The organism is Streptomyces mayonensis (genome assembly GCF_018982965.1).
In the GTDB taxonomy this organism is placed as follows: Bacteria; Actinomycetota; Actinomycetes; order Streptomycetales; family Streptomycetaceae; genus Streptomyces; species Streptomyces mayonensis.
Genome location: NZ_JACBYP010000054.1, coordinates 17559 through 41907 on the forward strand (window position 1 = coordinate 17559; position 24349 = coordinate 41907).

The 24349-nt window shown below is 72.9% G+C and carries 24 protein-coding genes; 13 read left to right on the forward strand and 11 right to left on the reverse strand.

Annotated elements, in window-relative coordinates; all coding sequences use genetic code 11:
* Positions 1 to 37: 37 nt before the first annotated feature.
* Entirely contained in the window at positions 38 to 1519 is a 1482-nt protein-coding gene (locus HZS56_RS20665; RefSeq protein WP_253914576.1) for a sulfatase family protein, read from the forward strand.
* A gap of 60 nt (positions 1520 to 1579) precedes the next feature.
* On the forward strand, positions 1580 to 2545 hold the full coding sequence (locus HZS56_RS20670) for a formylglycine-generating enzyme family protein (RefSeq protein WP_216722226.1): 966 nt from the start codon (positions 1580 to 1582) through the stop codon (positions 2543 to 2545).
* A 36-nt stretch (positions 2546 to 2581) separates the two neighbouring features.
* Here HZS56_RS20670 and HZS56_RS20675 read toward each other — a convergent pair whose 3' ends face one another.
* Together HZS56_RS20675 and HZS56_RS20680 are read right to left on the reverse strand one after the other, a co-directional pair.
* Positions 2582 to 3859 carry a glucarate dehydratase family protein gene (locus tag HZS56_RS20675; RefSeq protein WP_216722227.1) on the reverse strand — a complete coding sequence of 426 codons (1278 nt, stop codon included), beginning with the start codon at positions 3857 to 3859 and terminating at the stop codon, positions 2582 to 2584.
* Between the two features lie 195 nt (positions 3860 to 4054).
* A complete protein-coding gene (locus HZS56_RS20680; protein ID WP_216722228.1) occupies positions 4055 to 4264 on the reverse strand; it encodes a hypothetical protein in 210 nt (69 codons plus the stop codon).
* A 578-nt stretch (positions 4265 to 4842) separates the two neighbouring features.
* Here HZS56_RS20680 and HZS56_RS20685 point away from each other — a divergent pair.
* Both HZS56_RS20685 and HZS56_RS20690 read left to right on the forward strand, forming a co-directional pair.
* Entirely contained in the window at positions 4843 to 5328 is a 486-nt protein-coding gene (locus tag HZS56_RS20685; RefSeq protein WP_216722229.1) for a DUF6083 domain-containing protein, read from the forward strand.
* A 95-nt stretch (positions 5329 to 5423) separates the two neighbouring features.
* Positions 5424 to 6299: a GNAT family N-acetyltransferase gene (locus HZS56_RS20690; protein WP_216722230.1), complete on the forward strand. Its 876-nt coding sequence runs from the start codon at positions 5424 to 5426 to the stop codon at positions 6297 to 6299.
* An 82-nt stretch (positions 6300 to 6381) separates the two neighbouring features.
* Here HZS56_RS20690 and HZS56_RS20695 read toward each other — a convergent pair whose 3' ends face one another.
* Entirely contained in the window at positions 6382 to 7578 is a 1197-nt protein-coding gene (locus tag HZS56_RS20695) for a glycoside hydrolase family 64 protein (RefSeq protein ID WP_216722231.1), read from the reverse strand.
* Positions 7579 to 7858: 280 nt separating this feature from the next.
* Between HZS56_RS20695 and HZS56_RS38750 the strand changes: the two genes are divergently transcribed.
* A complete protein-coding gene (locus HZS56_RS38750; protein WP_301543053.1) occupies positions 7859 to 7981 on the forward strand; it encodes a hypothetical protein in 123 nt (40 codons plus the stop codon).
* 64 nt (positions 7982 to 8045) lie between these two features.
* Here the strand turns inward: HZS56_RS38750 and HZS56_RS20700 are convergent, their stop codons facing one another.
* The gene (locus HZS56_RS20700; RefSeq protein WP_216722232.1) at positions 8046 to 8612 is read right to left on the reverse strand and encodes a TetR/AcrR family transcriptional regulator; all 567 of its coding nucleotides are present in this window, start codon (positions 8610 to 8612) and stop codon (positions 8046 to 8048) included.
* A gap of 161 nt (positions 8613 to 8773) precedes the next feature.
* Between HZS56_RS20700 and HZS56_RS20705 the strand changes: the two genes are divergently transcribed.
* Complete coding sequence (locus tag HZS56_RS20705) at positions 8774 to 9706, forward strand: TIGR03564 family F420-dependent LLM class oxidoreductase (RefSeq protein ID WP_216722255.1); 933 nt, start codon at positions 8774 to 8776, stop codon at positions 9704 to 9706.
* Between the two features lie 426 nt (positions 9707 to 10132).
* On the forward strand, positions 10133 to 10279 hold the full coding sequence (locus tag HZS56_RS20710) for a hypothetical protein (protein ID WP_216722233.1): 147 nt from the start codon (positions 10133 to 10135) through the stop codon (positions 10277 to 10279).
* Positions 10280 to 10362: 83 nt separating this feature from the next.
* On the opposite strand, the gene HZS56_RS20715 is transcribed toward HZS56_RS20710, so the two are convergent.
* From HZS56_RS20715 to HZS56_RS20725, 3 genes are all read right to left on the reverse strand, one after another.
* On the reverse strand, positions 10363 to 11220 hold the full coding sequence (locus HZS56_RS20715; protein WP_216722234.1) for a glycoside hydrolase family 16 protein: 858 nt from the start codon (positions 11218 to 11220) through the stop codon (positions 10363 to 10365).
* A 96-nt stretch (positions 11221 to 11316) separates the two neighbouring features.
* On the reverse strand, positions 11317 to 12510 hold the full coding sequence (locus HZS56_RS20720; RefSeq protein ID WP_216722235.1) for a glycoside hydrolase family 64 protein: 1194 nt from the start codon (positions 12508 to 12510) through the stop codon (positions 11317 to 11319).
* Between the two features lie 565 nt (positions 12511 to 13075).
* On the reverse strand, positions 13076 to 13546 hold the full coding sequence (locus HZS56_RS20725; RefSeq protein WP_216722236.1) for a hypothetical protein: 471 nt from the start codon (positions 13544 to 13546) through the stop codon (positions 13076 to 13078).
* 288 nt (positions 13547 to 13834) lie between these two features.
* Between HZS56_RS20725 and HZS56_RS20730 the strand changes: the two genes are divergently transcribed.
* Positions 13835 to 14710: a Sco1979 family transcriptional regulator gene (locus tag HZS56_RS20730; protein WP_216722237.1), complete on the forward strand. Its 876-nt coding sequence runs from the start codon at positions 13835 to 13837 to the stop codon at positions 14708 to 14710.
* Between the two features lie 95 nt (positions 14711 to 14805).
* The gene (locus tag HZS56_RS20735; protein WP_216722238.1) at positions 14806 to 15621 is read left to right on the forward strand and encodes an SAM-dependent methyltransferase; all 816 of its coding nucleotides are present in this window, start codon (positions 14806 to 14808) and stop codon (positions 15619 to 15621) included.
* Positions 15622 to 15645: 24 nt separating this feature from the next.
* Here HZS56_RS20735 and HZS56_RS20740 read toward each other — a convergent pair whose 3' ends face one another.
* The 3 genes from HZS56_RS20740 to HZS56_RS20750 form a co-directional block, all read right to left on the reverse strand.
* Positions 15646 to 17280: a vWA domain-containing protein gene (locus tag HZS56_RS20740; RefSeq protein WP_374201187.1), complete on the reverse strand. Its 1635-nt coding sequence runs from the start codon at positions 17278 to 17280 to the stop codon at positions 15646 to 15648.
* A gap of 86 nt (positions 17281 to 17366) precedes the next feature.
* Positions 17367 to 18584, reverse strand: a complete 1218-nt coding sequence (locus tag HZS56_RS20745; RefSeq protein ID WP_216722239.1) for an AAA family ATPase — start codon at positions 18582 to 18584, stop codon at positions 17367 to 17369.
* Between the two features lie 78 nt (positions 18585 to 18662).
* A complete protein-coding gene (locus HZS56_RS20750) occupies positions 18663 to 19232 on the reverse strand; it encodes a TetR/AcrR family transcriptional regulator (protein WP_216722240.1) in 570 nt (189 codons plus the stop codon).
* 184 nt (positions 19233 to 19416) lie between these two features.
* Between HZS56_RS20750 and HZS56_RS20755 the strand changes: the two genes are divergently transcribed.
* The 3 genes from HZS56_RS20755 (at position 19417) to HZS56_RS20765 (ending at position 22415) form a co-directional block, all read left to right on the forward strand.
* Positions 19417 to 20061 (forward strand): hypothetical protein, encoded by a 645-nt coding sequence (locus HZS56_RS20755; RefSeq protein WP_216722241.1) that lies wholly within the window; start codon positions 19417 to 19419, stop codon positions 20059 to 20061.
* A gap of 298 nt (positions 20062 to 20359) precedes the next feature.
* Positions 20360 to 20983, forward strand: a complete 624-nt coding sequence (locus HZS56_RS20760; RefSeq protein ID WP_308408112.1) for a sigma-70 family RNA polymerase sigma factor — start codon at positions 20360 to 20362, stop codon at positions 20981 to 20983.
* 67 nt (positions 20984 to 21050) lie between these two features.
* Positions 21051 to 22415 carry a phosphatase PAP2 family protein gene (locus HZS56_RS20765; RefSeq protein ID WP_216722243.1) on the forward strand — a complete coding sequence of 455 codons (1365 nt, stop codon included), beginning with the start codon at positions 21051 to 21053 and terminating at the stop codon, positions 22413 to 22415.
* Between the two features lie 79 nt (positions 22416 to 22494).
* Here the strand turns inward: HZS56_RS20765 and HZS56_RS20770 are convergent, their stop codons facing one another.
* Complete coding sequence (locus tag HZS56_RS20770; RefSeq protein WP_216722244.1) at positions 22495 to 23415, reverse strand: SDR family oxidoreductase; 921 nt, start codon at positions 23413 to 23415, stop codon at positions 22495 to 22497.
* A gap of 260 nt (positions 23416 to 23675) precedes the next feature.
* On the opposite strand from HZS56_RS20770, the gene HZS56_RS20775 reads away from it, so the two are divergent.
* A complete protein-coding gene (locus HZS56_RS20775) occupies positions 23676 to 24329 on the forward strand; it encodes a GPP34 family phosphoprotein (RefSeq protein WP_216722245.1) in 654 nt (217 codons plus the stop codon).
* Positions 24330 to 24349: the final 20 nt, after the last annotated feature.

Below are 24349 nucleotides of genomic sequence, written 5' to 3' on the forward strand. Positions count from 1 at the left end.
GACCGGGGCCGAGTCCGGGAAGAACATCCTCTTCCTCATGACCGACCAGCACCGCACGGACACCCTCGGTGCCTACGGCAACCCGCTGGCCCGCACGCCCGCCCTCGACGAACTGGCCGCGACCGGAACCCGCTTCGACCGCTGGTACACCCCCACCGCGATCTGCACCCCGGCCCGCGCCAGCCTCCTGACCGGCCAGGCCCCCTTCCGCCACAAGCTCCTCGCCAACCACGAACGCAACGTCGGCTACCTGGAGGACCTGGCCGAGGACCAGTTCGCCTTCTCCCGCGCCCTGCGCGAACGCGGCTACAACTGCGGGCTGTTCGGCAAGTGGCACACCGGCACCAGGCGCACGGCCGCCGACTACGGCTTCGACGGCCCCGACCTGCCCGGCTGGCACAACCCCGTCGACCACCCCGACTACCTGGCGTACCTCGACGAGCACGGGCTGCCGCCGTACGAGATCAGCGACCGGGTCCGCGGCACCCTGCCCAACGGGGGCCCCGGCAACCTGCTGGCCGCCCGCCTGCACCAGCCGGTCGAGGCCACCTTCGAGTACTACCTGGCCACCCGCGCCATCGAGCAGCTGGAGCGGTACGCGGCGGACTCCCGCGCACACGGACAGCCCTTCTTCCTGGCCCTGCACTTCTTCGGACCCCACCTGCCCTACATCCTGCCGGACGAGTACTTCGACCTCGTCGACCCGGCGGACGTGGAGCTGCCGCGGTCGGTGTCGGAGACCTTCGAGGGCAAACCGCCGGTCCAGCGCAACTACAGCGCGCACTGGACCTTCGACACCATGCCGATCGAGACGACCCGCAAGCTCATCGCCGTCTACTGGGGCTACGTCGCCCTCATCGACGCCCAGATCGGCCGGGTCACGGCGGCCATGGAACGGCTCGGCCTGGTGGACGACACCGCGGTCTTCTTCACCTGCGACCACGGAGAGTTCACCGGCGCCCACCGGCTGCACGACAAGGGCCCGGCGATGTACGAGGACATCTACCGCACCCCCGGACTGCTCAGGGTCCCCGGCGCGCCCGCCGGCCAGGTGCGCGACGAGTTCGTGAGTCTCCTCGACTGCACCGCGACCATCCTCGAACTCGCCGGCGCCGACCCGAAACCCGCCGTCGACTCGCGCAGCCTGCTGCCGCTCGTGCGGGGCGAGACGGTCGACTGGGAGCAGGACATCGTCTGCGAGTTCCACGGCCACCACTTCCCCTACCCCCAGCGCATGCTGCGCGAGGACCGCTACAAGCTCGTAGTCAACCCGGACTCCGTCAACGAGCTCTACGACCTGCACACCGACCCCGACGAACTGCAGAACGTCTACGCCCACCCGGAGCGGGCCGAGGTCCGCAGCCGCATGATGCGTAGGCTGTACGACGTGCTGCGCGAGCGCGGCGACAACTTCTACCACTGGATGACGTCGATGTACGACGTCGGCGAGGTGGGGCACGACCCGACACTGAGCGGGCTCGACGAGTCCACCTACCGGGACGGTGCGGCACAGGCCTGACCGCCCCCGGGCCGGCGCCCGTCCCGGCGCCGGCCCCGCAACCGACCGCTTCGAGGAACCATGAGCCACGACCACCGCCCCTGCTGCGCCCCCTCCGGGACACCCGCCGCCGTCACGGTGGCCCCGCCCGCACCGGGCCCCGCCGCCGGGCCGCGGTCGACCCGCGGGCAGGTGAGCCTGCCCGGCGGGGAGTTCGCGATGGGCGACGCCTTCGGCGAGGGGTACCCCGCCGACGGCGAGACGCCGGTGCACACGGTGCGGCTGGCGCCCTTCCACATCGACGCCACCGCCGTCACCAACGCCCAGTTCGCGGCGTTCGTCAAGGCCACCGGCCATGTGACCGACGCCGAACGCTACGGCTCCTCGGCGGTCTTCCACCTCGTGGTCGACGCGGGCTCCAGCGACGTCCTGGGCAGCGCGGCCGGGACCCCGTGGTGGATCAACGTACGCGGCGCACACTGGCGCCGGCCCGAGGGCGCGCGGTCCGACATCACCACCCGGCAGAACCACCCGGCCGTCCACATCTCGTGGAACGACGCCACCGCCTACGCCCGGTGGGCCGGCAAGCGGCTGCCCACCGAGGCCGAGTGGGAGTACGCCGCCCGCGGCGGACTGGCCGGCCGCCGCTACGCCTGGGGCGACGAGCTGACGCCCGGCGGCCGGTGGCGCTGCAACATCTGGCAGGGCCGTTTCCCGCACGTCAACACCGCCGAGGACGGTCACGTGACCACCGCGCCGGTCAAGACGTACCGGCCCAACGGCTTCGGCCTGTGGAACACCGCCGGCAACGTCTGGGAGTGGTGCTCCGACTGGTTCTCACCCGCCTACTACTCCCAGTCGCCCGAGGCGGACCCGCGCGGCGCCGAGGCCGGGACCGCGCGGGTGCTGCGCGGCGGCTCCTACCTCTGCCACGACTCGTACTGCAACCGCTACCGCGTCGCCGCCCGCTCCTCCAACACCCCGGAGTCGTCGTCCGGCAACCTCGGCTTCCGCTGCGCCAACGACGGGGCGGTCAAGCCCGGTTAGGGAAGGGCAGCCCGCCCGCAGATGCGCACGTCGGGGTCACCACCTGGGGATCTCATCGGAGAAGGACGGCTCGAAGCGCCGCATGTAGCCCGTGTCGTCGCGGTCGCGCAGCCCGCAGTCGAGGTACTGGCGGTGCAGGCGGGCAAGCCCGTCCCGGTCCAGCTCCACGCCGAGGCCCGGGGCCGTGGGCACGGTGACGGCGCCCTCGCTGAAGCGCAGCGGGGCCGGGTCCACCACGTCCTCGTCGGGGCGCTTCCACGGCCAGTGCGTGTCGCAGGCGTAGGTGAGGTGGGGCGTCGCCGCCGCGAGGTGGGTCATCGCGGCGAGGCTGATGCCCAGGTGGGAGTTGGAGTGCATGGACAGGCCGAGCCCGAAGGTCTCGCAGATCGCGGCCAGTTGACCGCAGCGCCGCAGACCGCCCCAGAAGTGGTGGTCGGAGAGCACGATGCCGACCGACTTCCGGGCCACGGCGGGGGCGAGGTCGTCGAAGGAGACCACACACATGTTGGTCGCCAGCGGAGTCGGCGTCCCGGCGGCGACGGACGCCATGCCGTCGAGGCCGGCGGTCGGGTCCTCCAGGTACTCCAGTACGCCCGCCAGTTCACGCGCCACGCGCAGTGAGGTCCGTGTGCTCCAGACGGCGTTGGGGTCCAGGCGCAGGGGGTGGTCCGGGAACGCCTCGCGCAGCGCACGGATCGCGGCCATCTCCTCGTCCGGCGCGAACACGCCGCCCTTGAGCTTGACGGACGCGAAGCCGTAGGCCTCGATCATGCGGCGGGCCTGGTCGACCAGGCCCGCCGGGTCGAGTGCCGCACCCCAGTCGTCGTCCTCCTGGCCGGGATGCCCGGCCCACTTGTAGAAGAGGTAGGCGCTGTAGGGGACGGCGGGGCGCACCGCTCCGCCCAGCAGGTCGCTGACCGGACGGCCCACGAGCTTGCCCTGGACGTCCATGCAGGCGACGTCGAAGGGCGACACGACCCGGTCCACGGTGCTGCTGCCGGTGACCATCCCGGCCATGCCGTCGCCGCCGGTGGTGTCGGTGCCCAGCGCGCGCCTCGCGCGGGCGTTCAGATCGTTGAGGTTCCACACGTCCAGGCCGTCCAGCCCGGCGGCGGTGCGGCGCAGCCGCTCCAGGTGCAGGGTGCCGCCGTAGCTCTCCCCGACGCCGCTGACCCCGCTCTCCGTGGTGATCTCGACGACGGTGCGCAGCGCGTAGGGCTCGTGCACGCCCACCGAGTTGAGCAGGGGAGGGTCCCGGAAGGCCACGGGCGTCACGGTGACGTCGACGATGCGTTCGGAGGTGTCAGCCTGCATGCCATCCTCATACGTGGTCGTCGTTCTCATGTGTGGACGATCAGTTGACGGCACGGATCGCGGCCGTGTCAATGGGCCGACGCACCGGAGGCCGCCGCGCGAAGGAGGAGGAACGGGGAACGGGGGCTTGCTGCCGGCGCGTTCCGCCCACCGCCGGGCGGGCGCGGGCGACGGCCCGGGCCCGCCCGGCGTCCGTCACCTGCCGAGGATGCCCGCGGGCAGCAGCGACTGCGGGGAGGTGGCGGGGTGCCCCACCTCCAGCGATCCGAGCAGACCGTTCAGGAGCGGACCGCCGGGTACACCGGCGGACGGCTCGGGGACGGGGACGGGGGCGGCCTCGGCGAGGGGAGCGGAGACCAGCAGGGCGGCGGCCAGGACGGAGACACAGGCGAGCTTCTTGATCATGTCCGCCCCAACGAGCGTCGGCCCGGGAGGAAACGCCCGCCGTGGGCCGACCGGGTCAGCCGGACGACGTGGGCGCCGGCCGGGGCACCGGTGGAAGCGGCGCGTGCTCCGAAGAGGCCCGGAAGGCCTGGATCACCAGCGCGGCGAAGCGCCGTGAGGCCGCGACGCGGGCCTCCGTCGGCGCGGCCCCGACGGTCGTCCACGAGGTGCTGCCCCTGGCCGGGTCGGCCGAGGCGCACCGGAAGCCGGACGCCGGCGAGGAGTTCGGCCGCATCGTACCGGCCGCCCGGCCGCCGGGACGCCGCAAGCTGGGGCGACCGCCGGCATCCGGCGCGTGCCGCCCCCGGGCAGTCCGCGGGCTGGCCGGCCGCCGCCCCGCAGAGACTCGGTGGAGGGCGGTGGTGGACGGCGGTACCGGAGAACCGCGTCCCGTCCCACTTCCAGCCGGCTGCCACGGGCACCCGTCACCTCTCCCGCCCCGCACGTCCCCGGCCAGGCCGGCCATGACGCCGCCGTGCCGCCGGTGCGCCCGTTCTGCGCCCTGCCCTGCGACGGTACGGCGCCGCACACTCACGTCCATGGGGGACACACACGAACCGAACCTCTTCCCGGTGCCAGGTCCCGACGGACACCGGCAGCCGCCCGCCGGAGTGCCCCGGCCCTGGGAGGGCGCCGACCGGCGGCAGGCCGTCCGCGACGGCGCCAACGGACCCGAGCCGCCGGCCCGGCCCGTCTGCCCGTACTGCGGCCTGCGCGGCGAACGCCGCCGCACCTACACGGGGCAGCACGTGCTCCTCGAACCCCGGCTCACCGTCCCGGCCCACCTGGTCCCCGGCGGGCACCGGTGGCACGTCGATCCGGGCGGCCAGGCCGGGAACGGCGGCCTGGAGGAACCCCCGCCCGGCACCACCTGCCGCGTCCCCCACCAACTGGCCTGTCCGGGCCTCACCCTGGACGAGATCAGACCGTGGCGGTGGCTGGACGCGTGGCGCGAGGAGAACGCCCGCCGGGCGCGCCGCCAAACGGACGGGACCGGTCCGGACGTGCTCCCCGACACCGGCTGAGGAGTCGCCGGAGCCGCACAGCCCCACAGCCGTACGGTGCGGACCCGACCGGAAAACCGGGGGCGCCGTGGCGGCCGCGCCTGGAAGCATGAGGCATGCATCCGGACGACTGGTACCTCACCCACGACCTCGACGACTTCCTGACCCGCACCGGAGCGTTCCTGCGCTCGCGACCCGGCCTGCACACCTTGCAGTTGACGGTGACCGAGTCGCTCCGTACCCAGGGGATGGACATGTTCGGCACCGCAGCGCCCGTCTTCGGGTGGCTGGAGCGGGCGGGGGAGGTCGTCGCCTCCTTCTTCCGCACTCCGCCGCGCCACCTGAGCGTGACCCCGCTCTCCCCCGGGGAGGCCGACGCTCTCGCCGCCCGTCTGTCCGCCCTCGGCCACCCCTTGCCGGGTGTGAACGCGGACCAACCCACCGCCACCGCCTTCGCCTGGGCCTGGCAGCGGTACACCGGTGCCGCCCCGGACCTCGCCGAGCGGCACCGCCTCTACCGCCTGGACACGCTCACACCGCCGACGCCGGTGCCCGAAGGGCGGGCGAGGGTCGCCGGTGAGGGAGACCGCGCCCGACTCGTCACCTGGCACGACGAGTTCGCGGCCGCCACGCGTGCGGTCCCGTCCGGGGCCTCCCGGTGGGCCGACGAGCGCATCGCGGGCCAGCGCGTCACCCTCTGGGAGACCCCGGACGGCGAGCCGGTCTCCATGGCGGGGCTCAGCCCCGTGGTGGCCGGCCAGGTCCGGCTGGCCCCCGTCTACACCCCCGCCCCCCTGCGCGGTCGCGGATACGGCGGCGCCGCGACGGTCGCCGCGAGCCGGGCCGCGCTGGCCCGGGGAGCAACGGACCTCGTGCTCTTCGCCGACCTGACCAATCCCACCAGCAACGGCCTCTACCAGCGCATCGGCTACCGGCCGGTGACCGACTTCTGCCTGTACGACTTCTCACCCGCCGCCCCGCCCACGGCGTGAACCGACGGCCGGTCGAGGCGGGGACCGCCCCCGCCCGCCGCGTCGGCGGTGGGAGGGGGCGGGTTCGCGTCGGACCGGTCGGTCAGTCGAGCGGGGCGAGGGTGAGCCGTGCCTCGGCCGGGTTGCCGTCGTGCACCAGGGACTCGTGGTTGCCGACGTCGTCGAAGGCGAAGGCGTACGCCTTTCCGTCGGCCATCCGGTCGTGGATGATCCGGGCGTAGTGGTTGGTCACCGAGTCCCGGTAGAAGCCGGCCGCCGACGGGTCGGGCTGGTTCGGGTTGCTCAGCAGCGTCGAGCGGTTGAAGCCCGCGCACAGGGTGCGGGAGATCGGCCCGCGCACCTGGTCGTTGGGTGCGTCGAGGAGCCGGTGGCAGCCGAAGACGCTGGAGGCGTCGGGCTTCTGGAAGCTCGTGACGACCGCGCCGGAGCTGTTGGTGAAGTTCATGACGTTGCCCGAGACACGGCCGGAGTACTTGGTGTTCGGCTGGTCCCCGAAGGGCGTGACCGTGAGGGTGGTCGTCGTGTACTTCTGCCACACGCGGTTGATGTAGTCGTCCATGACCGAGGCGGGCAACGCCCCCGTCTCCACTCCGTACAGAGGGGCCAGCGCCCGCAGGACGGTGCCGTCGGGCCGGGTCTGGATCAGCCCGCCCCAGCCAGGCTGCGCCCGCAGCGCGTCGAACACCCCGTTGTAGCCGCCGGCCTTGAGCTGCCCGGCACTGGTCACGCTGCCGTCGGCGCGCTGCACGCCGACGGTGTAGGGCGCGGAGAACATGTCGACCTGGGTGCTGTTCAGCCACAGCCCGTCGTTGTTGAGCGTGTACTCGGACCAGTTGAACAGGATGTTGCGGTTGGGGTCGCTCGGGTTCTGGACCGCGGGCTGCACCAGGCCGCCCGTGGTCAGCCGGAAGTCGATCTTCTGGCCGTACGAGAAGTAGATGCGCCCCGAGAGCTTCGGGATCCGGATCGTCTTGGTCTGCCCGGCCGCCGGTCCTGGAATGGACGCGTCCGGTGCCGGGGTGGGGGGATTGCCGCCGGCGGGCCAGGCGTGGAAGGTGCCGTTGGCGTCGGCCCAGCCCTGCTGTCCGGTGGTCAGCGAAGTGCCGAGGTTGTAGATGTGGACCGCGTCGCCGCGGGCGGAGTTGTTGGTGATCTTCAGGGGGATCGTGGCGGGCACCGCGGCGTCCGCGGCCGGTGCGCCGCCGAACGTGAGCAGGGCGCCGGCCAGACCTGCGGCCGTGGCCACGGCGAGCAGACGGCGTCTGAGTCTCGAGAGCACTCTCCACCTCCGTGCGGGGTGTGGGGGAATTGGTCCGTACCGATCCTGAGAGCGCTCTCAGAGTCGCGCCGGGGCGCGTCCATGTCAATGTCGGGGACCGTGCTCCCGCCGCCGGGCGCCGCCCTGCTGCCGCCGGGCCGCCCCGTCACCGGCGGGCTGACTACGAGGAGGAGGTCACCTCGTGGTGCCGGACCCCGTCGGCGCCCCGGCGAAGCAGGCGGGTTCGCCGATTTCTGGCCGGGGTGTCGCAGGAACTGGCGCGCGAGGTTCACCGGCAGCCATGAGTATGGCGGGTTCGCAGCCGAAGGAGTCCTGGACGTCCGAGCCCACCGCCGTCGCCGGCCACGTCCACACCACCGGCGACCTCTCCGCACCCCCTGGCCGACAACACCCCGCGGAATGAGGCGTCTGGCGCCGGCCGTCCGGCGGTGAGGTTCCCGACGGCCGCAGCCGGTATCGAGGTGGCGTTACCAGCTGCGTGCGGTGCGGTGCAGATCCTCGAAGGTCGTGTGCAGGTGATGCCCGAGCGTGCCGTACTGCGGATCGGCCAGCCACCGGGCCGCGGCGAGCCGGTATGCGGCGACGGAGGCCGCGGCGGTCAGCGTGGCCGCCGGGTCGGGGATGCCCCGTGTGCGCAGCGCGGCGGTGATCGCCTCACCGAGGGCCGCCAGTTTCGCCCATTCGCGTTCGCGCAGATCGGTATGTGCGTCGAGGATGTGCCTGCGGCGCTGTGCTGCCTCGCGGCGCTGGTCGAACCAGTCACTGCCGGCGATGAATGCCGCGTTGACCGCGTCGAGCGGGGACTGCTCGGCGGGCGCCGCGCCCACCGCTTCGCGGACCTTGGCGATGAACGAGTCCTGCTCGGGGAAGAGCACCTCGCGCTTGTCGGCGAAGTGGTTGTAGAAGGTGCGCTCGGTCAGGCCGGCGCGCGTCGCGATCTCGGCGACGGTCGTGCGTTCGTAGCCGCGCTCGGTGAACAAGTCGATCGCGGCCTTCTGCAGTCGTTCCTGCGTGCCGCCCGGCCATCGTCCCATGACACGCAGAGTAGTGACTACAGAGACTGCAATCAAGCTGTACAGTGATTGCAGAACCTGTAATCACTGTGGTGCTGCGGGACGACGGAGGCCGCGGCTGCGAAGACGACGTGAGTCATGTGAAGCGGATCACGAAGGAGCTCGTGATGGACACTGCCGGAATGAGGGTCGGAGCGTTTCTGGGAGGCACGTTCGCGCAGGAACCCGGCATGGCCAACCTTGTCGACCGGACTGTGGAGTTCGCGCACGAGGTGGCGGACGCCGGGGTGCGCACCGTGTGGTTCGGGCAGGCGGCGGACTACGACGCGCCCCAGCTCGCCGGGCTGGTGGGCCGGGCGGAGCCCAGGGTCCGCGTAGGGACCTCGGTCGTGCCGATGTATCCTCGCCATCCGCTGCTGCTCGCGGCCGCGGCGAAGACGGCGCAGGCGGCTGCCGCAGGGCGCTTCCGGCTCGGCGTCGGCCTCGGCGCGCGCACTGTTCTCGAGCCGCAGTTCGGCCTGCCGTATCCGCCGCAGATCCAGCACCTGCGCGAGTACCTCACCGCGCTGCGCCCGCTGCTGGACGGCGACGACGCCGCCTTCGTGGGGGAGACGCTGACGTCGCGTCCGGTCGGCTCGACGGCCGTGGCCGGGGCTTCCCCGGCGGTCCCGGTCCTGGTGGCCGCGATGGGGCCTCAGGCCCTCGCGGCCGCGGGCGAGCTGGCCGAGGGAACGATTCCGTTCCTTGCCGGGCCTCGTACCCTCACCGAACAGATCGTGCCGGCCATCACCGAAGCCGCCGCCGCGGCCGGGCGGCCGGCCCCGCAGATCGTGGCCGGGGTGCCCGCGGTGGTCACCGACGACGCAGCGGCCGCCCGCGACCGCGTCTCGGCCGCCCTCGGCTTCTACGACAGCATCCCGTCCTACCGGAAGGTCATCGCGACCGAGGGGCTGTCGAGTGCGGCGGACCTGCTGATCGCCGGCGACGAGGACACCGTCACTGCCGGTCTGCGCCGCTACTTCGACGCCGGGGCCACCGAAGTCATGATCACCCACACCGACCTCTTCGACGCGCAAGACCGCGCTCGGACCTGGGCTGTCGCCCGGCGTCTGTGACTCGGGACCGAACCGGCCGCACCGCCCCCCTCCGGCTTCTGCTCCAGCACTCGTCGGAACCCGCTCGTACCCCGGTTGGCTCCCAGCGCCCGTCGTGACCGAGGCCGGGCAGCACCCGGCCGGCGGGATCGAGGACGGCGAGGCCGACACCGGCGAGGCTGCGAGGAGCGAGCCGGGCGCGTTCGGGCGCTCGGCGCCGGGAGCGGGGGAGTGCATGCGGGCATTGCGCACCGCCGGGGCCCGCGGACGCCACCGGCGGCGGACGGCCGACGGCAAGGGGCGAGAGACATGCGCGCGAGTGAACATGTATTCGATACCGGTGGGGTGCTCGCGGGTCTCGCGTCGCCCGCCGTGCGCACTCCGCCATTCGGGGTCATCCTGGAGACCGGGCCACGAAGCCCACAGACCGACCTGCCGGGAGGTCCTGTGATTCTGCTCGCGCTGCTCCTACCCGTCGTGATGATGGCTTTCCTCTTCGCCGCCGACGCGCTGGAGGACCTCATCTTTCCGCCACCCGCGGCCCCGGACGAGAACGCTCCGGGGGCCGAGGCCGCCAGGACGACCACCCACTGACCGCGGCACGCGAAGACGCGGGGGCGCGAGCGGGCGAGAGCCCTCCCGCACCCCCGCGCCGCGCGGGGTGCCGCCCCGTGGGGTCAGCCGTCGCTCGTGGTGACCTTCACCTCGTCGACGACCAGCTGCTGCGGGAAGGTGGTCGAGCCGTCGGGGTCGCCGGGCCAGTAGCCGCCGACCGCGAGGTTCAGAATGAGGAAGAAGGGCTTGTCGAAGACCCACGCGTTGCCGTTCAGGTCGGCCGGCGTGCGGGTCTGGTAGACGTTGCCGTCGACCGACCAAGTGATCTTGTCCGGCGCCCAGTCCACCGCGAAGGTGTGGAAGGCGTCCGCGAACGCCTCGCCGTTCGGCAGTGTGTAGCCCGCGCCGATGCCGCCCTCGCCGGAGTAGCCGGGGCCGTGGAGGGTGCCGTGCACGGTCGACGGCTCGAAGCCGACGTTCTCCATGATGTCGATCTCGCCCGAGTTGGGCCAGCCGACCTCGCCGATGTCCTGGCCCAGCATCCAGAACGCGGGCCAGATGCCCTGCCCGCGCGGGATCTTCATCCGGGCCTCGACGTGACCGTAGGTCGCGGTGAACTTGCCGGAGGTGTTCAGACGCGCGGAGGTGTACTCGCACGTGCCGTACCAGCACTGGTAGTTGCCCGGGTTCTCCCGGCGGGCCTCGATGACCAGGTTGCCCTGCCCGTCGAGCTTCGCGTTGTCGGTGCCGGGCGTGTAGTACTGCCGCTCGTGGTTGTTGACGTTGTCACCGGTTTCGAGCTGCCACTTGGCGGAGTCGACACCGGATCCGGCGGGTCCGTCGAACGTGTCGGAGAACGTCACCGCCTGGGCGGACTGCGGCTTCTGCTCCGCCTGCGCGGGGGCCACCGCGGCGGCCGCCACGAGAGTGGCCGACAGGGTGGCGAGCAGGCAACTGCGGAGCAGTCTTGGGGAGGCCATGTCTCTCCCTTCATGGGCCCGCTCCCACGGAGGGAGCGGGCACCGAGGAGGTGGGGGGAATGAAGCGCTGTTCCGGCGCGGGTGGGGCCGGCCGGGTCAGTCGAAGGACTCGAGCGTGATCGCCGCGTCCTTGGGGTCGCCGTCGTGCACCAGCGACTCGTGGTTGCCGACGTCGTCGAAGGCGAAGGCGTACGCCTGGCCGTCCTGCATCTGGCCGTGGATCAGGCGGGCGTAGTGGTTGGTGACGTCGTCCTGGTAGAACCCGGAGTTGTCGGCGTCCGGCTGCTCGGAGTTGGTGAGCAGCGTGGAACGGTTGTACGCGGCGCACAGGGTCCGCGAAATGGGGCCGCGCACCTGGTCGTTGGGGGCGTCGAGCTTGTTGTAGCAACCGAAGACCGAGTCGGAGTCCGGCTTCTCGAAGGAGGTCACCACCGCACCGCTGCCGTCGGTGAAGTCCATCTTGTCGCCGTTGACCTTGCCGTAGAACTTCGTGTCCGGCTGCTCCTTGAACGGCGTCACCGTCAGCGTGTCCGTGCCGTACTTGTCCCAGACACGGTTGATGTAGTCGTCCATCACGTCGGCGGGGATGTCGCCCGAGCCGATGCCGTGGCCGGGGGCCAGGACGCGCAGGGGCGAGCCGTCGCCCTGGGTCTGGACGAGTCCTTCCCAGCCGCCGCCCTGCTGGGTGAGGCCGTCGGCGACCGCCTTGTACCCGCCGGGCTTCAGCGAACCCGTCTGCTTCGTGGAGCCGTCCCCTGCGGTCAGACCCACGGAGTAGGGCGCCGAGAACATGTCCACCTGGGTGGAGTTGATCCACAGACCCGAGTCGTTGAGCGTGTACTCGGTCCAGTTGAACAGCGTGTCGTGGTTGGGGTCGTCGGCGTTCTGGACGGCGGGCTGCACGAGGCCGCCCTCGGCGAGCCGGAAGTCGAGCTTCTTGCCGTACGAGAAGTAGACCCGGCCGGAGAACTTCGGAAGCTGAACGGTCTTTGACCCGCCGTTTGCGGGCCCCTCGAACGAGGCGTCGGGGGCGGGGACCGGCGGAGCGCCACCGGCGGGCCAGGCGTGGAAGGCGCCGCTCTCGTCGGCGTATCCCTGCGTGCCCGAAGCCAGTTCGGTGCCGATCACGTAGACGTAGACCTGCTCGGCGTTGCCCGAGTCGTTCTTCAGGGTGAGCGGGATGGTGTCCGGCACGGCGGAAGCGTGCTCGGCCGGGCCGCCGACGACGGCGATGGCGCCGATGGACGCCGCGACGGCCAGGGACGCCGTCAGCTTGCGTGGGGAAAGCACACGGTCCTCCTTGGTGTGGGGGGACTTGCAGGGTTGTAGTCCTTCCCTGCGCATGTCAACTAGTTGAACGAGATCAATCGGAAGAAGCCGCTCCAGGTTCGGGAAGTGAAGCGGACAAAGCCCTCGATTGGGCAAGTGCCCGCCACAGACCGGACGTTGTGGTCCCCGTTATTGACATGTTCGCCGCTGCTTATGATGCTGGGTGGTCTGTACCATCGGTGTCCGCGCCGATCTGCCGGTGTCCACGGCGATCTGTGCAAGGGGAAGCGGAGGGACATGCCGTTCCTGCCCGGAAGCCGGCCGAAAGGGGCCGCGAAACGCTCGTGGCACGCCGCCCGTCAGCGAGGGTCCGGGCCCGTCGGGATCCCGGACGCCGGCGCGTGCGGATCCGGCTCCCCGTGCGGACCGCCGACGTGCGTGGAACTGACGGTGTGTACGGGCCCGCCGGCGTGCGTGGGCCCGCCGGTGTGTGTGGGCCGGTCGGGCGGCACCGGCCGCAGTGCGGGGTTCCCCCGGGCGGAGCTCCCCGCGAGGCCGTCGGGGCGCGGGCGGCGGGGCCGGGGCGTCAGGGCGTCAGGGACCAGCGCGGCGGTACGCCGGTGAGCCGGCACACGAGGAAGTAGAGCGGTATGGGTGCCGTGTACGGGGAGTCGCCGTCCGGGCCGTGCACCAGACGCGGGCCGGAGGGCCGGTCGGCGGCCGCCGGGCGGGTCCACGAAGGGTCGCCGAAGACGTAGTGGGTGCTGTGCGGCCAGGCCACCCCGATGTCCGATCCGGAGGGGACGATCCACCACCAGCGTCCCTCGGCGGCGAAGACGCAGCCCGCGCGGGGAAGGGCGGCCAGGATGCGCTCACCGTGCTCCGGGCAGGTCCCCACCGCGTCGTGGCCGAGACCGGAGCGCAGCCCGGCGGGCAGGCGGAGCGCGGCCGGGCCGGGGGTGCGGTGCAGCGGCGGATGGACGCTGCCGGGCGTGCACGCTCCCTCACGCGCGGTGGTCGCTGACGGGCGTGGGTCACGGGTGTGCTGCAGGTCCATGGGGGGTGTCCTTCGGCGCGTACAACCGGCGGAGCACCAGGAGAACGTTGTCATGCACGACCGTCCCAGGGGTGGGGGATGCGTCATCTGCAGGACGGGTCTGGTGTCCGGTTGGCGAAAGGAGGAAACGGGGAGCGGTGCAGCCACTGTGTCATCCGTCAACAACCCTGCGCAACCGCCAAGTTGAAAATTGCAGCTGAGTGACGGCATGCTCCTCGGGCGGACGTGTCCGCATGACAGACTGTGCCTCCGGGGCCCGGGCGCGGCAGACGGTGAGAGGGAGATGGTGTGACCGCCGAGACCGACTGGGGCGGTGCCCCTTCCGTGCTGCGCATGATCCTCGGCAGACAGCTGGAGGAGTTGCGCACCCGGGCCGGTCTGAGCTTCGAACAGGCCGGTGAGTCGATCGGGGTGAGCCACTCGACGATCCGCCGCATGGAGGCCGCGAAGGTGGCGCGGCTGCGCCTGCCGGACGTGGAGAAACTGCTCCAGGTGTACGGCGTCCGCGACCAGCAGGAGATCGACACCTTCCTGAAGTCGGCACGCGAGGCGAACAAGCGGGGATGGTGGCACACCTACCGCGACGTCATGCCGGACTGGTTCGCGGCCTACCTGAGCCTGGAGCAGGCGGCCCTGCACATCCGCGCCTACGAGCCCCAGTTCGTGCACGGGCTGCTGCAGACCCCGGCCTACGCGCGGGCCCTGCTGGGCGCCGGGAACCCGCACGCCTCCTCCCTGGCCACCGAGCGGCGGGTGGCCCTGCGCATGCGGCGCCAGGAGCTCCTGGCCCGCCCCGCGCCGCCCCGCCTGTGGGTGGTGATGGACGAAACGGTTCTGCGGTGGCCCGTGGGCGGCTCCCGGGTGATGCGCGAACAGGTGGACCACTTGATCGAGGTGGGCCGGCTGCCCCATGTGACGCTCCAGATCATGCCGTTCGGGTCCGGCCCGCACCCGGCCCTGCGGGCGGGCGCGTACGACGTCTTCCGCTTCCGGGCCCCGGAACTGCCCGACATCGTCTACCTCGGCGGCCTCGTGGGCGCCGTCTACCTGGACAAGCACGACGACGTCGTGGTCTACCGGGAGGCCCTGGACCGGCTGGGCGCCCAGGCCGTGCCGGCCAGAGGAACGGAGGAGGTCCTCGGCGCGCTGCGCAAGGACCTCTGAACGGCCCGGACTCCTGTACCCGACAGGCCTGCCGGCCCGCAGGGTCCACTCGTACCGTACGACCCGAAGCACGACCGAATGGAGAGGGGCGAACGTTGTCCGACAGCGGATGGCCGGCCGACCGGATCGACACCGAGCACGCGCACTCGGCGCGGATCTACGACTACATCCTCGGGGGGAAGGACTACTATCCCGCCGACCGCGAGGCGGGGGACGCGATGGCCGCGGAGTGGCCCGCGCTGCCCGTTCACATGCGCGCCAACCGCGACTGGATGAACCGTGCGGTGCGGTGGCTGGCCGAGGAGGCGGGCATCCGGCAGTTCCTCGACATCGGCACCGGCATCCCCACCTCTCCGAACCTGCACGAGATCGCGCAGTCGGTGGCGCCCGCGTCGCGGGTGGTCTACGTCGACAACGACCCCATCGTCCTCACCCTGTCCCAGGGCCTGCTGTCCAGCACGCCGGAGGGCCGTACGACGTACATCGAGGCCGACTTCCAGCACCCGGAGGCCGTCCTGGAGTCCGCCGAGTTCCGCAGGACCCTGGACCTGGGCGAGCCGGTCGCGCTCACCGTGATCGCGATCGTGCACTTCGTCCTCGACGAGGACGACGCGGTCGGCATCGTGCGCCGCCTCCTGGAGCCGCTGCCCTCCGGAAGCTACCTGGCCATGACCATCGGCACCGCCGAGTTCGCCCCGGACGAGGTGGGCCGGGTGGCCCGCGAGTACGCGGCCCGCGACATGCCGATGCGGCTGCGGACGATCGGCGAGGCCCACGAGTTCTTCGAGGGACTCGACCTGGTCGAGCCGGGCATCGTCCAGGTCCACCAGTGGCGTCCGGACGGCACCGGGGAGAAGGACATCCGCGACGAGGACATCGCGATGTACGGCGCGGTGGCCCGCAAGCCGTAGCGGCCCGGACCTCTTCCGCGGGGCTCAGATCACGCGGAAGAGGTCGGCCGCGGCGTGGACGTCGGTGAGGTCCTCGACGGACCGGAGGTTGTCGCACAGCGCCTCGAGGACCGAACCGGCCGCGGCCACCCGCGGGGCACCGATCCCGACGCCGAAGACACGGAACCCCAGACGCCGTTTGGCGTCGTTCCAGCCGCGCATCCACTCCTCGGTGACGCCGCAGTCGTCGTCGGTGAGCATCACGATGTCGCCACGGGCACGGGCGGCGTCGTTGAACTCCTCCTCCAGCACTTCCCTCGCCGCCGTCAGCGGCCGCTGGTAGCTGGTGCCGCCGCCGAGGAAGCTCTCCGCGAAGTCGAGGACCCGGGCCGGCGGGGCGGGCCGGCCGGCCGGGAAGCGGAAGACCTGCAGCTTGTCGGCGGCGGAGAACAGGATGCCGACGAAGTCGCGCCCCGCGTCGCGCGCCTGGTCGAGGAGGGCCAGGGCGCACGCCTTCGACCACGCCTCCCGGGTGATGCCGCCGGGCCCCGCCTCGTACATGGAGTGCGAGGTGTCCACGCACGCGATGACGGCGCCCCGGCCGGTGGCCTGTTCGCCCCGGCTGTCGTAGAGCATCAGCTCCCCGGCCGCGTAGCGCGCCGCGAACACCGCGCGCAGTTCGGGCACTCCGAGGCCCGCCAGTTCGGACGGGATGACACGGGAGAGGTCGTCGCCGAGGGTGACGCCGATCAGTTCACCGGTGGCGTTCTCGACCTTGCGGGCGCGCTCGCCCCGGGCCATCTGCCGGAAGCGGCCGATCAGTTCGGCCCACTGGGCGAGCCGGCCGGTGCGCAGCCGCTCGGCCAGCGCCGCGCGTTCGTCGAACGGCATCCGCTCCAGCTCGCCGGATCCGACGCCCCAGGCACGCATCAGAGAGGCCTCCTGCCGGGCCGCGGCGGCCGACCGCGCCACCGCGCTCCGCGCGGCGGCGGTGACCCCGGGCAAGGGGGCGGCCAGGGCCTGACGGGCCTCCTGCGCGGCCCGCTCCGCGGCGGCCTCCGCGTCGTCGACCGCGCGCCGCACCGCCTCGGCCGCGGGGCCCGGCACGGCCCCTTCCCCGTCGGTACCGGCCGCCTCGTCGGCACCGGTGGCCTCGGCGGCCCGGGAGAGGGCCTCGGACACGGCGGCAGCCGCGGCCTTCGCCCGTTGCGCCGCTGCGCTCGCCCGCTCGCCCTGCTCCTGTGCCTGCCGCGAGTCGTCGAGCATGCGCCGCAGCGCGCCGGACTGGGCGAGGACCGTCATGGCGGCGGCGTACGGGTCGCCGGCCGTTTCGCGGTGCAGTTCGGCGAACCGCGGGGACTCCAGCAGGGCGCCGACGATCCGGTGGTTGACCAGCCTGGACGGCTCCATCCCGCCCGGATCGCGCAGGCGTGGGCCGACCCGGTAGGCGGCCAGGAAGACGTCGGCGAGGAGGTCGGCGGCGTGGGCGTGGTGCTCGCCCAGTTCCGCGGCCAGCTCACGCAGGGCGGCGGCCTGCTCGTAGGTGTCGTGCCACGTCATCCGGTCGAAGCGGTCGGCGACCACCGCCCCGGTGTGCCCCGTGGACGCGGCCTGCGGACGGCCGGGCCGTACGTCGGCCGGTCCCGCCGGCACGTCGGCCCGGTCCGGTGTCTGCGCCACGGTCCTCTCCGTCCTCTCCGTTCCGTCCTCTCCGTCCTTCCGGACTTCCGCCCTTCCGTCCGTTCGCCCTCCGTCCGCCCCGGTGCTCAGAGCTGTGCCTGTACCGCGCTCGCGTCGACGCCGAGGGCCTCCGTGAGCACGCGGGCCCGGACGGCACGCTGACGGCCGGTGACCCGGTCGACGGCGGCGGTGGAGCGCCCCGCGCCCGCCGCCTCCTCGCGGAGCTTCTCGAGCCGCCTGCCCGCGGTGGCGAGCTGGTGGTGGGCCTTCTTGATCACCCACTCGCTCAGTGCCTCGCGGGACTGCCCCGCCATCGCGTCGAGCTGGGCCTCCAGCTCGTCGATGGTGTCGGCGAGGTCGAGGGCCTCCTTGGCATCGGGGTTGACCAGGTGCAGCACCTCGCGCTCCACCGCGGGGCGCTCGGCGGGGGAGTTCCACAGCACGTGGGTCAGCACCGACAGGTCGCTGTCGGCGACCGACCGGCGGCCGTCGAGGTACGCGGACGCCTGGAGCAGGCTCACCGCCTGCCGCCAGCGCCGGTCGGAGGCGACCAGTTCCCTGCGGCGCAGGGCGGCCCGCAGCGTGCACACCGCGTCCACGATCGGGTCGGGGACGTCCACGGCAGGGACCAGCTCGGCCACGGCGTGCCGGAGCGCGGCCAGTTCCACGGTGGTGCGTGCCGGGGCCGCGGGCCGGCTGACGGCGGAGCGGACCAGCGCGGCGAAGTTCGAGGGGTCCTCCAGGTACTTGACCTCGATCCGGACCAGCAGCCGGTCGTAGATCGCGGCCGAGTCCTCGCCCTCGGGCAGCTCGTTGCTCGCGGTGATGGCGCCGATCAGGGGGCAGCGGACGGGCTCACCGCCGTTCTCGGGGTGGTAGATCCGCTCGTTCAGATAGCCGAGGGTCTCGTTCAGCGCGGCCGTGGAGCACTTGAAGATCTCGTCGATGAAGGCGACATGGGCGGTCGTGGCGCGGCCGTCGTAGACCTGGCGGTACTCGCCGCGGGCCAGCGCGGCGACGTCGATGGGGCCGAACATCCGGGTCGGCGCGGTGAACTTCGACAGGAGTATTTCCCAGTAGGACGCTCCCTCGATCCGGCCCGTCAGTTCCCGCGCCAGCTCGGACTTGGCCGTACCGGGCGGGCCGAGGATCAGCGAGTGCTGGCCGGCCAGCAGCGTGACCAGCAACGTGCGCACCACGTCGGCCCGTTCGTAGAAGCGGTCCGACAACTCGTCCCCGATCGCCCTCAGCCGGGCTGCGGTGTCCTCGGCGGGCTGCGCCTCCTGGGGAGTGTGGGGGCCCATGGCCGACTCCTTGTCCGTGTATCCGTGTGTCCGTGGCGTCCGGGGCTGGCTGGGCACCGACCCTATCGCCGGGCCGGACTAGCCGGTCGGCCAGGTGCGCAGGAGTGCGTCGAGGGCGTTGAGGATCTCGGTCCAGCTCTCCTGCGAGCCGGGCGCGCTGTGGCTGAAGCCGCCGGAGCCCTCCAGCGTGACGTAACCGCTGAAGACGCTGCCCAGCAGCCGCACGGCGTGCGTCTGGTGCGGTTCGGCCAGGTCGTATCCGCGCAGGATGGCGCGCGACATCTGGGCGTGCCGCACACCGGCGCTGTTCGCCGCCGTCTCGGCGTCGAGGCGGAACTGCGTGGCGGCGAAGCGGCCCGGGTGCTGGAGGGCGTAGTCGCGGTAGACGTTCGCGAAGGCGGTCAGCGCGTCCTTGCCGGCCCGGCCGGCCACCGCTTCGGAGACCCGGTCGGCCAGTTCCTCGAGGGCGAACAGCGCGATGCGGGTCTTGAGGTCGTGGGCGTTCTTCACGTGCGAGTACAGACTCGCCGTCCGGACGCCGAACCTCCGGGCCAGCTCCGTGGGCGTGGTGTGCTCGAAGCCGATCTCGTCGGCCGTCTCGGCCCCCGCCCTGATCAGGGTCTCGGTCGTCAGCCCCACGCGTGCCACCTGCGTCCTCCACGTCGCCCTCCGGACCGGCCTCCGGAGCACCGCAGACGATTATCGGCTTGCCTAATCAGGTTAGGCAAACTCGTGCATGTGAGGTGAATCACATCCCGGGGCTGATTGCCGGGCGGCGAAGTTGCGTATTCCCCCTCCAACGGCGGGGCCGGGAATGCGAGGGTGGGCCGCCATGACTGCTGGGTGGTGCCTGCGCGCGACACGGGCCGCGGTCTTCGCGGCGGTCTGCGTGCTGCTCGCCGCCCTCGGACACGTCCTCATGTCCGGCTCTCCGCTGCCCCGGTGGGTCCTCGCCGTCGCGGTCGCGGTGACCGGCGGCGCGGGGTGGTCGCTGGCCGGCCGGGAACGCGGGCTCCTCCTCGTTCCGTCCGCCGTGGTGGCCGCCCAGGCGGTGCTGCACGTGTGGTTCTCCCGCGTGCAGGAACTGCCGAGGCCGCCGGCCTCCCCGGTGCCGCCGACGGCGTCGATGCCGCACATGAGCCACACCGTGCACGCCGGGGGATCCGCGACGGGCCCCGACCCGGCCATGGCGGGGATGCCCGAGGCGTCCTCCGCCGGCATGTTCGCCGCCCACCTGCTGGCCGCGCTGCTCACGGGACTGTGGCTCGCGTACGGCGAACGCGCGGCCTTCCGCGTCCTGCGGGCGGCCGCCGCCCGGCTGGCCGCCCCGCTGCGGCTGGTCCTCGCCCTCCCCGCACCCGCGCGCCGCCCGCGCGCGGCAGCCCGCCGCGGCCGCGCGGCCCGCCGGCCGCGGCGACTGCTCCTCGTGTACGCGATCACCTCCAGGGGGCCGCCCGCGGGCACCGCTGCCGTCTGAGGCAGCCGGTCCACCCCCGTCACCGGCCGGGCGTCCGGCGCCGGACGGTGACGGGCGACGGGCGCAGGCCCGCCACGCGTGAGTACGCCCGCCACTCACCCGCCCCACCGGACCGCCGCGTGCCCGTGCAGGGCCGCGAGACCGGTACCGGACGCCCGCATGTCCACGCGCCCCACCGGGTGCGCGGGCGCGCGGTCCGGCGGCACCTCCCCGTGTGCCGTCGGCCGCGAGGCCGCCCGCCGGTGCCCCGCCCCGGACCGCGTGTGCCGTGCGTCCGGACTCACGAGAAGGGCCGCACGTGACCGCTCCCACCACGTCCCCCCTGCGCGACGACCCCGCGACCGGCTGGGCGCTGGCCGCCCGCACCGGCGACCCGGAGGCCGTCGAGAACTTCGTCCGCGCCCTCCACCGCGACGTCCGCCGCTTCGTCACCCACCTCGGTGCCGACCCCCAGGCCGCCGAGGACCTCGCCCAGGACACCTTCCTGCGGGCCCTGGGCAGCCTGCACCTGTTCGAGGGCCGCTCCTCCGCGCGCACCTGGCTGCTGGCCATCGCCCGCCGCGCGGTGCTCGACAGCCGGCGACAGGCCTCGGCGCGGCCCCGGCCGGCCCGCACCGACGACTGGGAGGCCGCCGCCGAGCGGGCCCGGGAGCCGGGGCTGCCGGGCTTCGACGACGGCGTCGCGCTCACCGGACTGCTCGACGCGCTGCCCCCGGAGCGCCGGGAGGCCTTCGTCCTCACGCAACTCGTCGGACTGCCCTACGCGGAGGCGGCCGAGTTGATCGACTGTCCCGTCGGCACCGTGCGGTCCCGCGTCGCCCGGGCCCGTACCGCCCTGATCCAGGCCCTGTACGACGCCGAACAGGGCGGATCGGACGATCGGGTGCCGCACCGCGTGCCGTTAGCATGTTCGAACTCGTGACGATCGGCACGAGTGACCAGATGTCCGACTGACCAGATGTCCGACCCCTAGCAAACGGGCCAAACAATTGAAGACCACACCCACACGAATACCCCCGCGAGGGGACGGCGGCTGGCCGCTCACCCCCCGGCGCCGGCCGCGGGCCGTGCTGTGGGGCGCGGCCGGTGCGGTGACCGCCGGGTTCCTCGTCGCGCTGGAATTCGCCGCGCGCCACTACGGCGTGCGGGGGCCGCTCACCAACCAGGCGCGCGAGGTCGTGTTCGCTCCCGATTCGGGACCGCTGCTCTACGCCGGCCTCGCGTTGACGATGGTCGTGCTCACCTGGCGGCAGCGCCTCGTCGCGGCCGGTGCCGCGGTCGGCCTGGACGTCGTGCTCTGGCTGGTGCGCTGGGCGGTGGGCGCCGAGATGAACTTCGGCAACGGCGCGCTGTGGGTGGTGCTGGGCTGTGCGGTCGTCGCCGTCACCCGCCGGACCGGTGGCGAGCGGACGCTGCTGCTGAAGGGGGTCGGACTGGGGCTGCTGCTGGTCGCCGGCCACAAGACGGGCGACACCTGGCTGCTCATCACGTCCGAGACCCGCGGAGTGGTGCTCGACCCGTACGTGGCGACCGCCGACCACGCGCTGGGCGACCCCTCGTGGCTGGTCGGCCGGTTCGTGCACGCCACCGAGCCGGTCGGCGGCCACCTGCTCCACCTCGTCTACGGCCAGCTTCCGCTGGCGGCGGCCCTGGTCGGGCTGTACCAGCTGCGGCACGTGGCGGCCGATCGCCGTTTCCCGAGCCACCACCTGGTGCGCACCTTCCTCGTCATCGGCCTGCTCGGCCCCGCCGTCTACCTGGTCTTCCCGGTCGTCGGGCCCGTCTACGCCTACGGCGCCGACGGCGGAGCGTGGGCGGTGGCCCAGCTCTGGCCGGACGTCCTGCCGCGGCTCGGCATCCCGCACTCGGTGCCGTTCGACGAGGTCACGCCGCGCAACTGCATGCCCAGCCTGCACACGGCGTGGGCCACCACGCTCTTCGTCCACTCCCGCAGGGGCTCGCGGGCGGTGCGGTTCGCGGGGGCGTTCTGGCTGGTCGCCACCCTCACCGCGACGCTCGGCTTCGGCTACCACTACGGCGCCGACCTGATCGCGGGCGTGGTCTTCGCGCTGACCGTCGAGGCCGCGATGCGCGCGTCCGTGCGGGGCTGGGACCGGTCGGGCGCCGTGCTGGTCGCCCACGGCACCACGGTGTTCGCCGCGCTCCTGGCCGCGTACCGCCTGCTGCCGGTGGAGATGGCCGAACACCCGTGGGCGGCCGGACCGCTGCTCGTCCTGGCGACGGGCTCCGTGGTCCTCGGCCACGTACGGACCACCAGGGCCTGGGAACGGGAGGACGCACCGGCAGTGCCGGAACCCCCGAAGCCCGCACAGCCCCGCCCCGAACTCGTGTGAGTCCCCGCGCGGGCGCCCCGGCGGACCGGCCGCCGGCCGGACCGGCGTGTGCCGGGGCGGGGCGGGGTGACAGGCGGGGCTACGCGAAGTAGTGGCCCTGCTCGAGGTCCTCGAGGAGCCCGGGCTGGACCGGTTCCCACCCCAGCAACTCACGGGTCAGCGCGCTGGACGCGGCCCGGTTGGCCGCCACGGACCCGGCCAGCCAGCCGAAGTGGGCCCCCGCGTCCGAGGCCGGGACCGACACCACCGGCAGGCCGAGCCGGCGCCCGATCACCTCGGCGATGTCCCGTACGGGCACTCCCTCCTCGGCCACCGCGTGCAGTGTCGAGCCCGCGGGCGCCCGCTCCAGCGCGAGGCGGAACAGGTGCGCCGAGTCGAGGCGGTGCGCGGCGGACCAGCGGTTGGTGCCGTCCCCGACGTACCCGGAGACGCCCTTCTCCCGGGCGATCCCGATCAGTCCCGGGACGAACCCGTTGTCCCCCTCGCCGTGGTTGGTCGGAGCCAGCCGCACCGCGGACGAGCGCACCCCGCGGGCGGCCAGGGAGAGGGCCAGTTCGGTGGTGGCGGCCCGGACGTGCTGGGCGTCGCCCCGGGCGGCAGCGGCCAGGTCCGGGTCGTGGCCGTCGCGTTCGGTCGCCACGTGTCCCGGTGTCGCGGGCGTCCCGGACGCGACGGTGAACGGCCGGTCGGAGCCCACAAGTGCCTCGCCGATCGCCTCGACCGCGCGCCGGTCGGCCTCGCCGGCCCCCTTGAAGTCGCCCGAGAAGGCGATGTCGTGCTTGAAGGCCAGGTGGACGACGCCGTCCGAGTCGGCGGCGGCGCCCCGCAGGACGTCCAGGTCGTCCAGGGTGCCGCGGACCACTTCGGCCCCGGCTGCCGTGAGCGCGTCGGCCGAGGTGTCCGAACGGGCGAGCCCCACGACCCGGTGACCCGCCCCGACGAGCTCGGGAACGACGGCCGAGCCGATCCAGCCTGAGGCGCCGGTGACGAAAACACGCATGAGATTCCTCCAGGTACGTCGTACGTCCCGCATTGCGACCGCCCCTGCCCGCGAAGCCGGACAGGGCACCACTGTCGATGTCAGTCGCTGTCATCGACAGTAACATGCGATGACAGTCGCTGCCATCGTTCGCGTCCGAGTGAGTGGGGGAGCACAGCGCATGACAGATGTCATGGGGACCGATGGCAGATCGCACTGCTGCGGCCGCCGTGCTCACGACAGCCTGGAAGGAGTCGTCCCGTCCGAACCCGAGGAGAACGATGCACCTGACGCTGCCCCAGAAGCTGTACCTGCTCTGCTACACCGTGGACCAGGAGAAGTTCAGGGCCGTGGACCTCCAGGGCCGTGGCCAGTTGCTGCGCGCCGGCGCGCTGGCCGAGCTGGCTCTCGCCGGGCTGCTCGGCACGGACGGCGGAAAGGTGGCGCGGCGCACCGGTGAACCGCCGGCCGACACCTTCGCCGCCGAGGTGTGGAGCGACCTGCCCACCGAGCGGCCGAAGCGGTGGCTCCGGTTCGTGCACAACAAGGCGCACACGGCGGAGGGCGCCGTCCGCGCCCAGCTGGTGGCGGCGGGCGCCGTCGCACCGCCCGAGAAGCGGCGCCTGTCCCCGCTCGCCTCCCACCACGTCACCGTGGCGGACCCCGGACAGGTGCTCGGACTCCAGGCGACGGCGCGCGAGGCGGTACTGTCCGGACACGCCCCGGCCGCGGTCCCGTCCCAGGCGTCGACGATGGCCGTGCTCGCCGCCGAGTGCGAGGTGAGCACCGTGTTCACGGGCAAGGAGCGCCGGGAGCACAAGCAGTCGCTGAAGGCACTCGCCGCCCACTTCGACACGCAGGTCCCCGGCCTGCGCCGGGCCCTGCGGGACTCGTTCCTCTCCAGCCGGGGCGTCGGGGGCGGCTGGGGTTCATGAGCGCTCCCCGACCGTACGGA